This window comes from Arthrobacter sp. FW306-1B-F12A (assembly GCF_058781865.1).
Genome location: NZ_JBYSXD010000010.1, coordinates 18,309 through 33,284 on the forward strand (window position 1 = coordinate 18,309; position 14,976 = coordinate 33,284).

A 14,976-nucleotide genomic window follows, 5' to 3' on the forward strand; every position below is an offset into this window, starting at 1 on the left:
AAGGTAATGCGCCGTGGACCATGGTCCGGGCTAGTTACTTCAGAGAAAACGAGTCTATCGTGACAGCTGCCACAGGGGTGCCGTCGGTGGCGCTGCTCCCCGGATTAATACCGGCTTGGGCGATCTTCGTCACCACGTCCATGCCGCTCGTCACTTTGCCGACCACCGTGTACCCGCCGGCGGAGTCCGGGGGAATGACGGTGTCCTTGTACACAATGAAGAACTGGTGCCCGTTGCCATAGGCGTTGTTGCCGGTCCTGGCGACGGCGATGGTTCCGGCCGGGTAGGTGTTGTTCGCCGGGGTGTTCTCAAGTGGTCCCCAGTGGAAGTTGGGGTCGTCTGTGGTGTCCGTCCCCTTGGCTCCGCACTGCAGCACCGAGAAATTGTCGGCGGTAGTCAATCGAGGGCACTTGAGGCCGCTGTAATAACTCGCGTCAGTGAGGGATTTGAACACTGCTGCGGCCTGGGGAGCTGTTGTGCCATCCAGTTCGACGCCGACTGTCCCTCCATTGAGGCTGAGCTGGCCAGTGAAAGTCTTACCTGCGGCCGTGTCCGCTTTGGGAATGCCGGCGCTATTCGAGCCCGTCGCCGCGGCCGAAGCGGAGGGGTTGGCAGAGGCGGACGGCGAACTCAGCCCGGCTTGGGCCGCCGCGAACTCCGATTCGCTCGGATTCGAGTTGAACGCCGTGAGTTGGAGCACGACGGCGGCAATCAGGGCGGCGGCACCCACGCTGACCGCGATCACATTGTCCCGGCGGCGGCGCTTGCCCTGTGCACGCCGAAGCTCGCGCTTGGCTTCCATCTGCCTGATGCGCCGTTTGGCTTCACGGTTGTCCCGCGGCCTTGTAGACAATGGTCCTCCTGGTTGTCTGGACAAGCTTCCCTCGCAAGCAAGCCGAACCCGGGCGCCCGCATTAGATGTGCAGGCGCCGAAAGCATAAACTGGCTGCCGCACATAGTTTATGCATGACTGACTGGACGCCAGCCCATCCTGAGCCGAATCGGCCCGTGGTTCGTGGCGCTGGGTCCGGCCCGCGCAATCATTGAGGAGAAATTTCCACCATGGCCCGTACCGCCTCCCTGTCCGGATTCCCCGAGTGGCTTCCCCAGGAACGGTTGGTGGAACTGCATGTGCTGGACACGTTGCGCAAGACGTTTGAACTCCACGGCTTCTCTTCCATCGAGACGCGCGCTGTCGAAACCGTCGGCCAGCTTCTCCGCAAGGGCGAGATAGACAAAGAGGTATACGGACTGAGCCGGCTGCAGGAAGACGAGGACGGCGGCGAAGGCGGAAAGTCGGACAAGGCAGATCCCAACGCCTTGGCGCTCCACTTCGACCTCACGGTGCCGTTTGCCCGCTATGTCGTCGAGAACGCCGGCTACCTGGCGTTCCCGTTCCGCCGCTACCAGATCCAGAAGGTGTGGCGGGGGGAGCGGCCCCAGGAGGGCCGCGCCCGCGAGTTCACGCAGGCGGACATCGACGTCGTGGGCGACGGCGAGCTGCCTTTCCGCTACGACGTCGAGATCGCCCTCGTCATCGCGGAAGCGTTGAGCGCCCTTCCCATTCCGGACTTCCGCCTGCGCATCAACAACCGCAAGTTGGCCGAGGGCTTCTACCGCGGTATCGGCCTCACCGACACTGCCGGCGTGCTTCGAAGCATCGACAAGCTCGAAAAGATCGGCGAAGCGAAAGTTGCCGAATTGCTCAGGAGCGAGCTTGGCGCCACGGATGAGCAGGCAGCGCTTGCCTTGAAGCTTGCCAGCATCCGCACCGAGGACACGTCCTTCGTGGCGCAGGTGCGTGCGCTTGGCGTATCGGACGAGCTTCTTGAAGAGGGCCTCAGCGAGCTGGAACAAGTCATCGAGGCTGCCGTGCAGCGCGCCCCCGGCAAAGTTGTTGCCGACCTCAGCATCGCCCGCGGCCTCGACTACTACACCGGTACGGTCGTCGAAACCGTCCTGGTGGGACACGAGCAACTCGGTTCCATTTGCTCCGGCGGCCGCTACGACGCCCTCGCCAGCAAGGGCAACCGCAAGTTCCCCGGCGTCGGGCTGTCGATCGGCGTGACCCGCCTGGTCTCCCGCATCCTGAGCCAGGAATTCGCGACGGCGTCGCGCTCGGTTCCCACGGCAGTCCTGGTGGCGCTGAACAACGACGACAGCTGGTCTGCGGCCCAGGATGTGGCGGCCCAGCTGCGTGGACGGGGGATCGCCACCGAAGTTGCGGCGAAGGCCGAGAAGTTCGGCAAGCAGATCAAATTCGCCGACCGACGCGGCATTCCTTTCGTCTGGTTCACGGACGACGACGGCAAGCACCAAGTGAAGGACATCCGCACCGGGGAGCAAGTCGACGCGGATCCGGCCAACTGGGAGCCGTCACCCGAGGATCTCCACGTCCGCATCACCACGCGATAGCCGCGAACCGGCGCCTCAAGGCAAAACCCCGCGGGCCCGGGCGGGAGCGGGCCGCGCCCGGTGGGGCCACGCTTCGTTCATACGGGTAAACTCGAACGGGATCGTTTTGTCATGGTCCTGAAAATCATGTTGAAAGGAATGCTGTGCTGCGCACACATGACCTCGGATCCCTGCGTTCCGAGCACATTGGACAGACCGTCACCCTGGCAGGCTGGGTAGGCCGCCGCCGAGATCACGGTGGCGTGGCCTTCGTCGATCTGCGTGACGCGTCCGGTGTCGCCCAGGTGGTTGTCCGCGAGGAAGAGGTCTTCCACGGCCTGCGCAATGAATACGTGCTGCAGATCGTGGGCACCGTCAGCAAGCGTCCCGAGGGCAACGAGAACCCGCACCTCGCCACCGGCGAGATCGAGGTCATCGCCGAGAAAGTAGTGATCCTCAACACTTCGGATCCCCTTCCGTTCCAGATCGACGAGCACGTGGAGGTCGGTGAAGAAGCGCGACTCAAGCACCGTTACCTTGACCTGCGCCGCCCCGGCCCCGCCCGGAACCTGCGCCTGCGTTCCGAAGCGAACCGCGTGGCCCGCGAGCTGCTTCACCAGCAGGGTTACGTTGAGATCGAGACTCCCACGCTGACGCGCTCGACGCCGGAAGGCGCCCGCGACTTCGTGGTTCCGGCGCGTCTGGCACCGGGTTCCTGGTATGCGCTTCCGCAGTCCCCGCAGCTTTTCAAGCAGCTGCTCCAGGTTGGCGGTTTCGAAAAGTACTACCAGATCGCCCGTTGCTACCGCGACGAAGACTTCCGTGCGGACCGCCAGCCGGAATTCACCCAGCTCGACATCGAAGCCAGCTTCGTTGACCAGGACGACATCATTGAGCTCGGCGAAGGCATCGTCAAGGCACTATGGCAGCTGATCGACGTCGAGATCCCGACGCCGATCCGCCGCATGACGTACCACGAGGCGATGGCCAAGTACGGCTCCGACAAGCCGGACCTGCGCTTCGGCCTGGAGCTCAGTGAATTGACGGAGTTCTTCAAGGACACGAACTTCGGCGTCTTCAAGGCGCCCTACGTTGGCGCCGTCGTCATGCCAGGCGGAGCCTCGCAGGCCCGCCGCGCGCTGGACGCCTGGCAGGAATGGGCCAAGCAGCGTGGCGCCAAGGGTCTCGCCTACGTGTTGTTCAAGGAAGACGGCGAGCTCACGGGCCCAGTTGCCAAGAACCTCACGGACGCCGAGCGTGCCGGCCTGGCTGACGCCGTCGGCGCAAAGCCCGGCGACTGCATCTTCTTCGCCGCCGGCGAGAAGTCACCATCCCGCGCCTTGCTGGGTGCTGCCCGCGTCGAGATCGGCCACCGCACCGGCCTGATCGATCCCAAGGACTGGGCTTTCGTCTGGATCGTGGACGCCCCGATGTTCGAACCGGCTGCCGCAGCCGTCGCTTCCGGCGACGTCGCGGTGGGTGGCGGACAGTGGACGGCCCTGCACCACGCCTTCACCTCCCCGAAGCCCGAGTTCCTGGACTCCTTTGACAAGGACCCGGAAGCGGCCCTGTCGTACGCCTACGACATCGTGTGCAACGGCAACGAAATCGGCGGCGGATCCATCCGTATCCACGAGGCCGATGTCCAGGAGCGCGTTTTCGAGCTCATGGGCCTGGACAAGGAAGACGCGCAGACCAAGTTCGGCTTCCTGCTCGAGGGATTCAAGTACGGCGCACCTCCGCACGGCGGCATGGCCTTCGGGTGGGACCGGGTCGTGGCCCTTCTGGCCGGCGTGGACTCGATCCGCGACGTCATCGCTTTCCCGAAGTCCGGCGGCGGCTACGACCCCCTGACCGCTGCTCCTGCGCCCATCACGGCGCAGCAGCGCAAGGAAGCCGGAGTCGACTTCAAGCCTGAAGCCAAGCCGCAGGCAGCGGCAGCCAAGCCGGAGTAGCTGGAACCGTAGAAGTAGCCCGAAGGCCCTCGCACATTGCGGGGGCCTTCGGCGTAGCATGACGTCGACTGAATTCGAGGAGGACGCGTGACGCAGGAAATGGGCCTTGCATCGATCGAGGAGCTCATGGACCGGGCATGGCCCGCCCCGGACCGTGAGGACACCGGGGGATGGGTCATGCGGGCCGCCGGAGGTGTGACACAGCGGGCAAACTCGGTCTGGCCCAGGGAGCAGGCCAGCGACCACGAGTCGGCAGTACGGGCCGCCACGCAGTGGTACCGCTCCCGGCGCCTGCCGCTGATCTTCCAGATTTTCGACGATGAGCGAAGCGCGGGCCTCAACAGTGTGCTCGATGCGCAGCGATTCACCCGGCAGTCGGAGACCCTCATCATGGTCCGTCCGGGCGGCGCCCTTCCAGCTACCCTGCCCGGTGGCCCGGCAACCGGCGTCGAGATCTCGGAGGAGCCTTCCGAAGAGTGGCTCCGGCTGTGGTGGTCCGTTGACGGCCGCGGGGGGAGACGCCGAGCTGGACATCGCCCGGAGGATTCTGGTGTCTTGCCCTTCCGTCTACGCTCTCGCGAAGGACGACGACGGCGTCCCGGCCGCCGTCGGGCGCCTCGCCCTGGTAGGCGGCAAGGGAGGCATCTACTGCATGGCAACTGCGGCCAAGCACCGCCGCCGTGGCTACGGGCGGCAGGTGCTTGAAGCGCTTCTGGAAGCGGGCGCCCACCGAGGCGTGTCCGAGTTCTGGCTACTGGTAACGGCCTCGAATACCGGCGCCCGGACCCTGTACGACGGCGCGGGGTTCGCAGAGCACGGCAGGTACCTCTACCGGCAGGCACGGCCGCAGCGGGCGTTGTCGGGCTGTTAGCTGGCCCGGCGCCCCTCCTGCAACGGATCCGTGACGTCGATCCGCACGGCGCAGGCATCCGCCGCAGCCCTGCGAAGTACGGTTGCGTTGGGGTCGGCAACCGCCAGGAACGCGAGCTTCGCCCGGGACGAATATTCCTTCAACGCCTTTTCTTCGAGGACCGCCGCGGAGAGTGCGGTGTCTCCGCCCAGAACGAGATATTCAATACTGTCTCCGGCGAACACAGCGGCGGCATAACCGGCCACCGCTTCCGTCAGTGCGTTGGCCTGGTTCTCACGACGACGGGCAAAGCGCTGCTGCGAGGATCCACCTGCAGCCGAGCGGGATTGTACGTAACGTGAACCCGATTTGGAGGCGGACACTTTGCCGCCGCTCACGACCCCCACCGCGTAGCCGCCCCGGCGCACCAGGATGATTCCGAGCCGCCGTTCCTGCGAAGCAAGCGACGCCAGGCGCTCAACCGCGGTTGCGCCCCTGCCGGGCCGTCCATCGACGGGCCAGGGGGCCCTTAGTAGAGCGGTAGCGCCATCGGCCGCCCGCAGGAGCGTGCCGCCGTCGTCGGGCTCTTCCTGAACGGCGCCATGGCTCGCGGCGAAGCGCTCCACCCAGCCGGTCAACCGCGGACCAGGGATGAAAGCGGTGCGCACCGCCCCGGGCGGCGGCTTTTCGTTGGGGCCGGACGGCCGGGTCTCCACGTCGATGTCTCCTTCGCTGGAATCATGAGTAGCCTATCCATGTGGAAGATCTCTTTGGTGCCGACGCGGACAATGACGACGACGCCGGCAGCCAGGCGGATTCGGACCGTTCCAGCGATGGACGCGCAGGCACAGGGCGTCCGGCGTCGCCGCGGAGCCCCTTGGCTGTCCGTATGAGGCCCCGGACTCTCGACGACGTTGTGGGCCAGCAGCATTTGCTGGGCCAGGGGTCTCCGTTGCGGCAGCTTGCCGCAGGGGCCAACGCCGCCGGTCCTGCCGGCCCGAGTTCGGTCATCTTGTGGGGACCCCCGGGTACGGGCAAGACGACGCTGGCACACGTCATTGCCCGCGGACCCGGCCGGAAGTTCGTCGAATTGTCCGCCATTACCGCGGGCGTCAAGGATGTCCGCCTGGTCATGGAAAATGCCTTGACTGCCCGGGATCTCTATCGGACCACCACGGTGCTGTTCCTGGATGAGATCCACCGCTTCAACAAAGCCCAGCAGGACGCCCTGCTTCCCGGGGTCGAGAACCGCTGGGTGGTCCTGGTCGCAGCTACCACCGAGAACCCTTCGTTCTCGGTGGTCTCGCCGCTGCTTTCCCGGTCACTGCTGCTTACCTTGAAACCGCTCACCGACAGCGACATCGAAGCGCTGCTGCAGCGCGCCGTTGCCGATGCCCGCGGCTTGGCAGGGGGAGTGGAGCTCACCCCGGAAGCCTTGGAGCACCTGGTCCGCTTGTCCGGGGGCGATGCCCGCCGTGCGCTCACCGCGCTCGAGGCCGCTGCCGGCGTCGCCTACGGTGACAGGAACCACGACGACGGCGACGCGTCCGAAGACGCTTCTGAAGAGGAAGGGCTGGCAGGTGACGGCGCCCCCGAGGCTCCGGTCGTCGTCGAACTCCGCCATACGGAGCGGGCGCTGGACGTGGCTGCCGTCCGATACGACCGCGCGGGCGACCAGCACTATGACGTCGCCAGTGCGTTCATCAAGTCGATCCGCGGTTCCGACGTCGATGCGGCCCTCCACTATCTGGCCCGCATGCTTGAAGCGGGCGAGGATCCGCGCTTCGTGGCCCGCCGGATCGTCATTTCGGCCGCCGAGGACATCGGCATGGCGGATCCGACGGCGCTGCAGACCGCCGTCGCCGCTGCCCAGGCAGTGCAGTTGATCGGCATGCCCGAAGGCCGGATCATCCTCGCCGAAGCGGTGGTGCATCTGGCGACCGCGCCCAAGTCAAATGCCGCCTACCTGGGCATCAACAAAGCCATCGCAGATGTGCGTGCGGGGATGGGGGTCGGGATTCCGGCGCATTTGCGGGACGCGCACTACCAAGGAGCGAAAGGCCTTGGCCACGGCCAAGGCTACAAGTACGCCCACGATGCCCCGCATGGCGTTGCCACCCAGCAGTACGCTCCGGACGATCTGGTCGGCAGGGACTATTACGAGCCCACGGCAAACGGCGCCGAACGGGATATTGCTCCGAGGCTTGAGCGGCTGCGCAGGATCATCCGGGGCAAGTAGCCGTCATGGTAGGCTAGATGCTTGTCTGGCAAGGCTCGGGCGCACAATCCATCAAAATCCAGGTTTTGATGCTGTGCCCTGCGCCCCGTAGCAAAAGGCAGCGGTTGGCCGATGCTCTCCCTCATGGAGGCCAGTAACACTGACACACCGCAGATATTGGAAGGACACAAGTGGCTAACAACACTCGTGCTCGCCGTACCGCACGCCTTTCGCGTGCACTCGGCATCGCTCTGACTCCCAAGGCCGCCAAGTACATGGAGCGCCGTCCGTACGGCCCCGGTGAGCATGGCCGTGCCCGCAAGAAGCAGGACTCTGACTACGCCGTACGTCTGCGCGAAAAGCAGCGTCTGCGCGCCCAGTACGGCATCCGCGAAGCCCAGATGACCCGTGCCTTCGAAGAAGCACGTCGCACCAAGGGCCTGACCGGTGAAAACCTGATCGAACTGCTCGAAATGCGTCTCGACGCCCTCGTGCTGCGTGCAGGCTTCGCCCGCACCATCGCCCAGGCCCGCCAGCTGGTTGTGCACCGCCACATCCTCGTTGACGGCATCCGCGTGGACCGCCCGTCGTTCCGCGTTGCGGAAGGCCAGCTCATCCACGTTCACAGCCGCAGCGAAGTCATGGCTCCGTTCCAGGTTGCAGCTGCCGGCGCACACGTCCTGAACGTCGTTCCGGCATACCTTGACGTCAAGATCGACGCCCTGCAGGCACGCCTGGTTCGTCGCCCGAAGCGCTCCGAGGTCCCCGTGACCTGCGAAGAGCAGCTCGTGGTCGAATTCTACGCTCGCTAATTCCCAGCAAGCACATACAAAGAAGCCCGTGGCACGCGCCGCGGGCTTCTTTGTATGTAAGGTACTTGGGGAAGCCACGCCGGGGTGCCTGTGTAGAACCACATGGCGAACCAGCGGCAAAGCAACAAATGCTAGGAGATGAGTATCCATGACTGGTGGCGATATTGCAGGCCTGATCGCAGCCGGAGTTTTCGCGCTCCTTGTAGTCCTGTTGGCCGTGCCGATCCTCAAACTCGGGCGGGTCTTCGATGAGGTCCGCACCTCCATCCGTTCCTTGAGCGACGGAGCGACCCCCCTGATGGACGAGGTCACGGCGACGGTTTCCACCACCAACCAGCAGCTGAAAAAGGTGGATGGCATCACCTCCAACGTTTCCGACGCCTCCGCCAACATCTCTGCCTTGTCCTCGCTGGTGGCCGCAACAGTCGGTTCGCCGCTCATCAAGGTGGCAGCGTTCAGCTATGGAGTGCGCTCGGCTTTTGCCGCCCGCCGCAAACCGGGCAGTGGCCGCCGCAGCCGCTGAATCCGTTCGTAAGTCACGACCTTCGTATGTCAGGAAAACTGTGAAAAGAATTGTCTGGATGGGGATCGGCATGGCAATCGGAGTCATCGCCTTCCGCAAGATCACCCAAGCACAGGCCGCCATTGGCCCCGAAGGCCTGAACCGTGCCGTTGCGCGGCTGGCCGACGGCGTGTACGACTTCGCCGACGCCGTGCGCGCCGGAATGAATGAACGCGAAGTCGACCTCAGGGCCGCGCTTGGCATCGTAGAGTCCGACGCCGGCAGCCGTTAGCAGCCGCGGTTCGCCCAAGCGGCCGTCAACAGGGCAGAATTAGAAGCTGCGGCAATGGCGCATGCCAGAACCGCGCACAAACTCATGTGCAGTGAATTGAGAAGGGTAAGTAATCAGCTAATGAAGTCGCAGGAGATCACCAAACGCTGGGTGGACTTTTTTGTCAGCAAGGGCCACACAGCCGTCCCCTCAGCGTCGCTCGTATCTAGCGACCCTTCCCTACTCTTCACTGTGGCCGGCATGGTTCCCTTCATTCCCTACCTCACCGCCCGCGAGGAGCCGCCTTTCGACCGCGCCACGAGCGTCCAGAAGTGCATCCGCACCGGCGATATCGAGGAAGTGGGCAAGACCGCCCGCCACGGCACGTTCTTCCAGATGTGCGGAAACTTTTCCTTCGGGGACTACTTCAAGGAAGACGCCATCAAGTTCGCCTTCGAGTTGCTCACCAAGAGCGTCGACGACGGCGGTTACGGACTCGACGTCGAGCGCCTCTGGGTGACCGTCTACGAGGAAGACGACGAAGCCCAGGACTTGTGGCTGAAGAACACCGGCATCCCTGCCTCGCGCATCCAGAGGATGGGGAAGGCCGACAACTACTGGTCCACCGGGCAGCCTGGTCCTGCCGGCCCGTGCTCGGAAATCTACTATGACCGCGGCCCGGCCTATGGCGCCGAAGGCGGTCCCATCGCGGACGAAAACCGCTATGTCGAAATCTGGAACCTCGTGTTCATGCAGTACCAGATCGAGAACGTCCGCTCGAAGGTGGACTTCGACATCGTTGGCGAACTGCCCAAGAAGAACATCGATACCGGCCTCGGCATGGAACGCCTCGCGATGATCCTGCAGGGCGTCGAAAACATGTACGAAACGGACCAGGTCCGTCCCGTCATCGACAAGGCCGCAGCCCTTTCCGGCAAGGAATACACCTCTGCCGAGTCCGCTGACGACCCGCACCACACGGACGACGTCCGGATGCGCGTCGTCGCCGACCACATCCGTTCGGCCCTCATGCTCATTTCCGACGGCGTGTCCCCGTCCAACGAAGGCCGCGGCTACGTCCTGCGCCGGCTGATCCGCCGTGCCGTCCGTGCGATGCGCCTCCTCGGGGTCGAAGAAGCCTGCCTGCCGCAATTGCTCCCGGCTTCCCGCGACGCCATGAAGGGTGTCTACCCCGTGGTGGAGACCGACTTCGATCGCATCAGCCGCATCGCCTACGCCGAAGAAAAAGCCTTCCTGCGCACCATCGCCTCCGGCACCGCGCGCCTCGAGGAAGCCGTGGTGCTCTCCAAGGCCGCCGGAAAGCCGCTGTCCGGCGAGGATGCCTTCGCCCTTCACGACACCTACGGATTCCCGATCGACCTCACCCTCGAAATGGCCGAGGAGGCCGGCTTGAAGGTTGACGAAGCCGAATTCCGCAGCCTCATGCTGGAGCAGCGCCAGCGCGCCCAGGCGGATGCCAAGGCCAAGAAGGGTGGACACGCCGACGTCTCGGCCTTCCAGGAGCTCCTGGCCGAGGGCGAGACGGTCTTCACCGGCTACACCGAACTGGAAGGCGAGGCCCGGGTCCGCGGCATCGTGAGCTCGGGCCGGCGTGTTGCCCACGCCTCCACGGGCGACGAAATCGAGCTCGTGCTCAACGAGACCCCGTTTTACGCAGAGGCGGGTGGCCAGTCGGCCGACAAGGGCCTCATCACCGGTGACGGCTTCGTCGTCGAGGTCCTCGACGTCCAGCGCCCCGTGAAGGGCCTGAGCGTCCACAAGGCTATCGTCCGCGAAGGCGAGATCGCCTCGGACGCTTTGGTGCGTGCCGCCGTCGACCGCGAACGCCGCCACGCCGCCGAGCAGGCCCACACGGGCACCCACATCGTGCACGCCGCCCTGCACCAGATCCTCGGCCCGGAAGCCACCCAGCGTGGCTCTTTCAACAAGGCCGGTTACCTACGCTTCGACTTCGCCTGGGGCGAGGGATTGAGCGCAGCCACGAAGTCCGAGATCGAAGAGGTCTCGAACATCGCCATCCGCAATAACTTCCGGGTGGACACCAAGGTGATGGGCCTCGCCGAGGCAAAGGCCCTGGGCGCCATGGCCCTCTTCGGCGAAAACTACGGCAGCGAAGTCCGCGTCGTGGAGATCGACGGCGCGTGGTCCCGTGAGCTTTGCGGTGGCACCCATGTGGCCAACACCTCCCTCATCGGGAGCCTGTCGCTGCTCGGCGAGCAATCCGTGGGTTCGGGAAACCGCCGCGTGGAAGCCTTCGTCGGCCTCGACGCCTTCCGGCACCTCGCAGCTGAGCGAGCCTTGGTCACCGAGCTTACGGAGATGCTCAAGGTCCCGTCGGGCCAGTTGGCGGACCGGATCTCCAGCACCTTGGCCAAGCTCAAGGCAACGGAAAAGGAACTCGACCGCCTCCGCAAGGAACAGCTGACCGCAGCCGCTGCGAACCTCGTTGCCACGGCCCAGGATGCCGCAGGCGTCCGGGTAGTGGCGCACGACGCCGGCCAAGTCGGGGGAGCGGACGACCTCCGCAGCCTCGCCATGGACATCCGAAACCGGCTCGGCTCCGAAGCTTCCACGGTTGCCGTGGCCGGTGTCAGCAACGATCGTCCGGTCATCATCATCGCCACCAACGAGGCAGCGCGTGAAGCGGGCGTCAAGGCAGGCGCCCTTGTCCGCGTGGCCGCAGGAATCCTCGGTGGCGGCGGTGGCGGCAAGGACGACGTCGCCCAAGGCGGCGGAACCGACGACGCGAAGATCGCACCGGCCCTTGCGGCCGTTGTGGACGCGATCGCCAAGCGCTGATTTTGGAGGCCATTGCGAGCAACGACGACTACCCCCGGGGCATCAAACTGGGGGTAGACGTCGGGACCGTCCGTGTGGGAGTCGCCATCTGCGACCCGGACGGGATCCTGGCCACGCCGTTCAAGACGGTAAGCCGGGACGCCAAGAAGAATTCCGATATCGGGGTCATTGTCCGGCATGCCGAGGAGCTCGGCGTAGTCCAGATCTTCGTCGGCCTGCCGCGGACGATGAAGGGCGAAGAACACGCTTCTGCGGCCATGGCCACGGACTACGCGGACTTGCTGGCAGCCCACTTGCAGCGCCAAGGACTCGATGTTCCAGTCAACATGGTGGACGAGAGGCTCAGTACTGTGACGGCCCACCGCAATCTCCATGAAGCTGGCATGAGCAGCAAGGATCATCGTAAAGTGGTGGATCAGGTTGCCGCTGCCGGAATTCTGCAGCACGCGATCGACATGCAAAAAGCCAGAGGTGCGGATGTGGGCAGGCGCGTGCAGGCGCCAATGCCACCCCAACACATTGACGGTGCCAGTGCGCCGCTGCCGGCCTCCGGCATTGATCCACACTCTCCAACGAGGGGAAGACAATAGTGAGCCCGGTCAACAACGACCCCTCCAACGACGCAGCAGAAGACCGTACCCGGCCTCTGACGCGTCGTGAAATCCGTGCCAGGGAACGATTCCTGGAGACGCAGAACCAGGAGGTGTTGCCACCACCTGTGCCTGTCCACTTTGAACCTGTCGCAGTCCCGAAACCGCAGCCTGCATTCGTCCCGGACTATGCGCCGGCGGCCCCGGAAGCGACCACGCACGCCGCTGACCTCCACGACGACGGTATCCATGGCGACGGTAACCATGGAGAAGCAGTCCGGTCCCAAGAGGACCTGCAGGAGCACCCTGACCCAGCGCAGCCTGAAGTTCCCCTGCAGCCCGTTGACGCTGTGCACCCCATCGACGACACAGTGCAGCCAGAGGTCGAGCACTACGACGTGGCGCACCCCGACGACGTCAGGCACGATACTCTCCACCCCGATGTCGTCGAGCACGACGCTGTTCACAGCTACGACGTTGCACACGATGACGAGTTTCACGACCTGCAGGCCCATGACGAAGGTTATGCGCACCACGACCCCCAGTTCGACTACGCGGTGCACGAGGAGCACGGTGCGCACGACCTCATGGCAGCTGCGACTCCTGCGCCGAAGGTCCCCTCGAAGAAGGTCCGCAGGCGCCGTCGGCTTGTCGCGCTCCTGCTCACCCTCACGGTGTTCGTCGCAGCGGTTGCCGTTGGTGCACAGTTCCTGAAGCCATTGCTCGGGATGGACAAGGTCAGCGACTACCCAGGCCCGGGCACCGGCTCGGTCACCATCACGGTTGCCCCGGGCTCCGGCCCCAAGCTGGTCGCGAGCAACCTCCAGAGCCAGCACGTCATTGCCGACGCCGATTCTTTCGTGGCAGCCTTCACTGCCGCCGGTGGTGAGCTCTCACCCGGTGATTTCACTTTCAAAACGGAAATGAAGAACTCCGATGCGGTGAATGTGCTCCTCGGCAAGGATTCTTCCAAGGTCATGTACTTCGCATTGAGTGCCGGATTGCGCATCGGTGAATCCCTTGACGCGATCTCCAAGGGTTCGGGCATACCTCTCTCCGAATTGAAGGCGCTCAGCGACTCGCCGGCCCAGTTTGGCGTCCCTGCCCAGGCAAAGAACCTGGAAGGCTTCCTGGCACCGGGGGAGTACCGTTTCCCCGTTGGAACCTCTGCCAAGGACATCCTCCAGAAGCTGGTCACGGCCACTACCGACGAGCTCAAGGCCCAGGGTGTCACGGATCCCGCCAAGCAGTACCAGACCATCACGGTAGCCAGCATCGTGCAGGCTGAAGGCGGGCAGGCCGACTACGGCAACGTGGCCGGCGCCATTTACAACAGGCTCAAGCCGGGCAACACCGAGACGAACGGGCTCATCCAGTCCGACGCCACCGTTACGTACGGCCTGGGTACCAAGACCTTCCACCTGACCGACGCCCAGAAGGCCGACAAGGGCAACCCCTACAACACCTACGCCAACGTGGGCCTGCCGGTCGGCCCCATCGGTTCACCCGGCAAGACGGCGATCGATGCCGCCGCCAAGCCGACAGCCAACAACTACCTTTACTGGGTGACGATCAATCTCGACACCAAGGAAACCAAGTTCTCCAGCACCCTGGCGGAACACCTCAAATACGTTGACCAATACAACGCCTGGTGTGCTGCCAACGCCGGACGGTGCGTGTGAGTAGACGTGCTGCCGTCCTGGGGCACCCCATCAGCCACTCGAAGTCACCAGCGCTCCACCGAGCGGCCTACGCGAAGCTCGGGCTCGACATCGAATACTCGGCGATCGATGTAACGGTGGAGCGGCTCCCGGCCTTCATGGCGGGCCTCGTGGACGGGGATGACTGGTGCGGTTTGTCCGTCACCATGCCCCTCAAGACCGCCATGGTGGACGAAGTCGACGAGGTCCGGGGGGCCGGTGCGTACTTGGGCGTCATCAACACGGTGGCTTTCGAAGCGACTGAGTACGGCGTGCGTCGGGTCGGCCACAACACGGATGTGGCGGGCATAGTCGACGCCGTCAGGAATGCAGGAGTCAAGGAGCAGCCGGGCTCGGCGGTCCTTGGCGGCGGAGGGACCTCGGCAGCGGCTATTGCGGCGCTCCGGGAGCTCGGCTCGAAACACGTTGACGTCTTTGTGCGCGACGCCGGGCGGGCCGCCGAGGCGAAAGTCGCGGCGGCCGCCGTCGGGCTTTCCATCCACCTCCGGCCGATGACCGAAGCGGCTGTTGGCATGGCAGGAGCGGATCTGGTGATCTCCACGCTTCCGCCGCGGGCGGCGGACGGCATTGCGGCGCAGCTTGGGCAGCTTCCCGACGGCACGCTTCCCGACGTCGGCATAGGTGTGCTGCTCGATGTGGCCTACGATCCTTGGCCCAGCCGTATTGCCGAAGCATGGCGTTCGCGGGGCGGAGTGGTGGTTCCGGGCCTCGAGATGTTGCTCTATCAGGCCGTGGAGCAAATCCGTTTGTTTTCAGGAGCCGACGTCACCGCCGATGTCATAGATGTGATGTGTGACTCAGTCGGGCTTCCCCGGCGGGTCTAGTAAGGGCCTTACATGGCAG

At 64.7% G+C, this 14,976-nt stretch carries 13 protein-coding genes and 1 pseudogene; 12 read left to right on the forward strand and 2 right to left on the reverse strand.

Annotated elements, in window-relative coordinates; translation table 11 throughout:
• Positions 1–34: 34 nt before the first annotated feature.
• Positions 35–802, reverse strand: coding sequence for a peptidylprolyl isomerase (locus AC3WJU_RS07305; protein ID WP_492259568.1), 768 nt, complete (start codon positions 800–802; stop codon positions 35–37).
• A 260-nt stretch (positions 803–1,062) separates the two neighbouring features.
• On the opposite strand from AC3WJU_RS07305, the gene hisS reads away from it, so the two are divergent.
• The 4 genes and pseudogenes from hisS (at position 1,063) to AC3WJU_RS07325 (ending at position 5,220) form a co-directional block, all read left to right on the forward strand.
• Entirely contained in the window at positions 1,063–2,415 is a 1,353-nt protein-coding gene (hisS, locus tag AC3WJU_RS07310) for a histidine--tRNA ligase (RefSeq protein WP_441433559.1), read from the forward strand.
• Positions 2,416–2,558: 143 nt separating this feature from the next.
• Positions 2,559–4,349: an aspartate--tRNA ligase gene (gene aspS, locus AC3WJU_RS07315; protein WP_492259541.1), complete on the forward strand. Its 1,791-nt coding sequence runs from the start codon at positions 2,559–2,561 to the stop codon at positions 4,347–4,349.
• Positions 4,350–4,475: 126 nt separating this feature from the next.
• Positions 4,476–4,778 (forward strand): annotated as a pseudogene (locus AC3WJU_RS07320) (GNAT family N-acetyltransferase, cg3035/Rv0428c family); the annotation flags it as partial.
• Positions 4,779–4,899: 121 nt separating this feature from the next.
• On the forward strand, positions 4,900–5,220 hold the full coding sequence (locus AC3WJU_RS07325) for a GNAT family N-acetyltransferase (protein WP_492259542.1): 321 nt from the start codon (positions 4,900–4,902) through the stop codon (positions 5,218–5,220).
• Here the strand turns inward: AC3WJU_RS07325 and AC3WJU_RS07330 are convergent.
• Positions 5,217–5,915, reverse strand: coding sequence for an acVLRF1 family peptidyl-tRNA hydrolase (locus tag AC3WJU_RS07330; protein WP_307053985.1), 699 nt, complete (start codon positions 5,913–5,915; stop codon positions 5,217–5,219). The genes AC3WJU_RS07325 and AC3WJU_RS07330 overlap by 4 nt on opposite strands.
• A gap of 41 nt (positions 5,916–5,956) precedes the next feature.
• On the opposite strand from AC3WJU_RS07330, the gene AC3WJU_RS07335 reads away from it, so the two are divergent.
• The 8 genes from AC3WJU_RS07335 (at position 5,957) to AC3WJU_RS07370 (ending at position 14,957) form a co-directional block, all read left to right on the forward strand.
• Entirely contained in the window at positions 5,957–7,438 is a 1,482-nt protein-coding gene (locus AC3WJU_RS07335) for a replication-associated recombination protein A (protein WP_284989268.1), read from the forward strand.
• A 170-nt stretch (positions 7,439–7,608) separates the two neighbouring features.
• Positions 7,609–8,229 carry a 30S ribosomal protein S4 gene (gene rpsD / locus AC3WJU_RS07340; protein WP_028267147.1) on the forward strand — a complete coding sequence of 207 codons (621 nt, stop codon included), beginning with the start codon at positions 7,609–7,611 and terminating at the stop codon, positions 8,227–8,229.
• A gap of 148 nt (positions 8,230–8,377) precedes the next feature.
• Complete coding sequence (locus AC3WJU_RS07345) at positions 8,378–8,752, forward strand: DUF948 domain-containing protein (protein ID WP_059389201.1); 375 nt, start codon at positions 8,378–8,380, stop codon at positions 8,750–8,752.
• A 58-nt stretch (positions 8,753–8,810) separates the two neighbouring features.
• A complete protein-coding gene (locus tag AC3WJU_RS07350) occupies positions 8,811–9,023 on the forward strand; it encodes a hypothetical protein (protein ID WP_059389200.1) in 213 nt (70 codons plus the stop codon).
• A 120-nt stretch (positions 9,024–9,143) separates the two neighbouring features.
• Positions 9,144–11,822: an alanine--tRNA ligase gene (gene alaS / locus AC3WJU_RS07355; protein ID WP_441433562.1), complete on the forward strand. Its 2,679-nt coding sequence runs from the start codon at positions 9,144–9,146 to the stop codon at positions 11,820–11,822.
• 2 nt (positions 11,823–11,824) lie between these two features.
• On the forward strand, positions 11,825–12,412 hold the full coding sequence (gene ruvX, locus AC3WJU_RS07360; protein WP_441433563.1) for a Holliday junction resolvase RuvX: 588 nt from the start codon (positions 11,825–11,827) through the stop codon (positions 12,410–12,412).
• Positions 12,412–14,094: an endolytic transglycosylase MltG gene (mltG, locus tag AC3WJU_RS07365; protein ID WP_492259543.1), complete on the forward strand. Its 1,683-nt coding sequence runs from the start codon at positions 12,412–12,414 to the stop codon at positions 14,092–14,094. The genes ruvX and mltG overlap by 1 nt, the downstream gene beginning before the upstream one ends.
• A complete protein-coding gene (locus AC3WJU_RS07370; protein WP_492259544.1) occupies positions 14,091–14,957 on the forward strand; it encodes a shikimate dehydrogenase in 867 nt (288 codons plus the stop codon). The genes mltG and AC3WJU_RS07370 overlap by 4 nt, the downstream gene beginning before the upstream one ends.
• Positions 14,958–14,976 lie beyond the last annotated feature (19 nt).

Bases quoted from the DNA above. Each gene is read 5' to 3' on its own strand.
- alaS (WP_441433562.1), top strand. From the start codon at position 9,144: ATGAAGTCGCAGGAGATCACCAAACGCTGGGTGGACTTTTTTGTCAGC.
- AC3WJU_RS07350 (WP_059389200.1), top strand. From the start codon at position 8,811: ATGGGGATCGGCATGGCAATCGGAGTCATCGCCTTCCGCAAGATCACC.
- hisS (WP_441433559.1), top strand. From the start codon at position 1,063: ATGGCCCGTACCGCCTCCCTGTCCGGATTCCCCGAGTGGCTTCCCCAG.
- AC3WJU_RS07345 (WP_059389201.1), top strand. From the start codon at position 8,378: ATGACTGGTGGCGATATTGCAGGCCTGATCGCAGCCGGAGTTTTCGCG.
- AC3WJU_RS07305 (WP_492259568.1), bottom strand. From the start codon at position 802: ATGGAAGCCAAGCGCGAGCTTCGGCGTGCACAGGGCAAGCGCCGCCGC.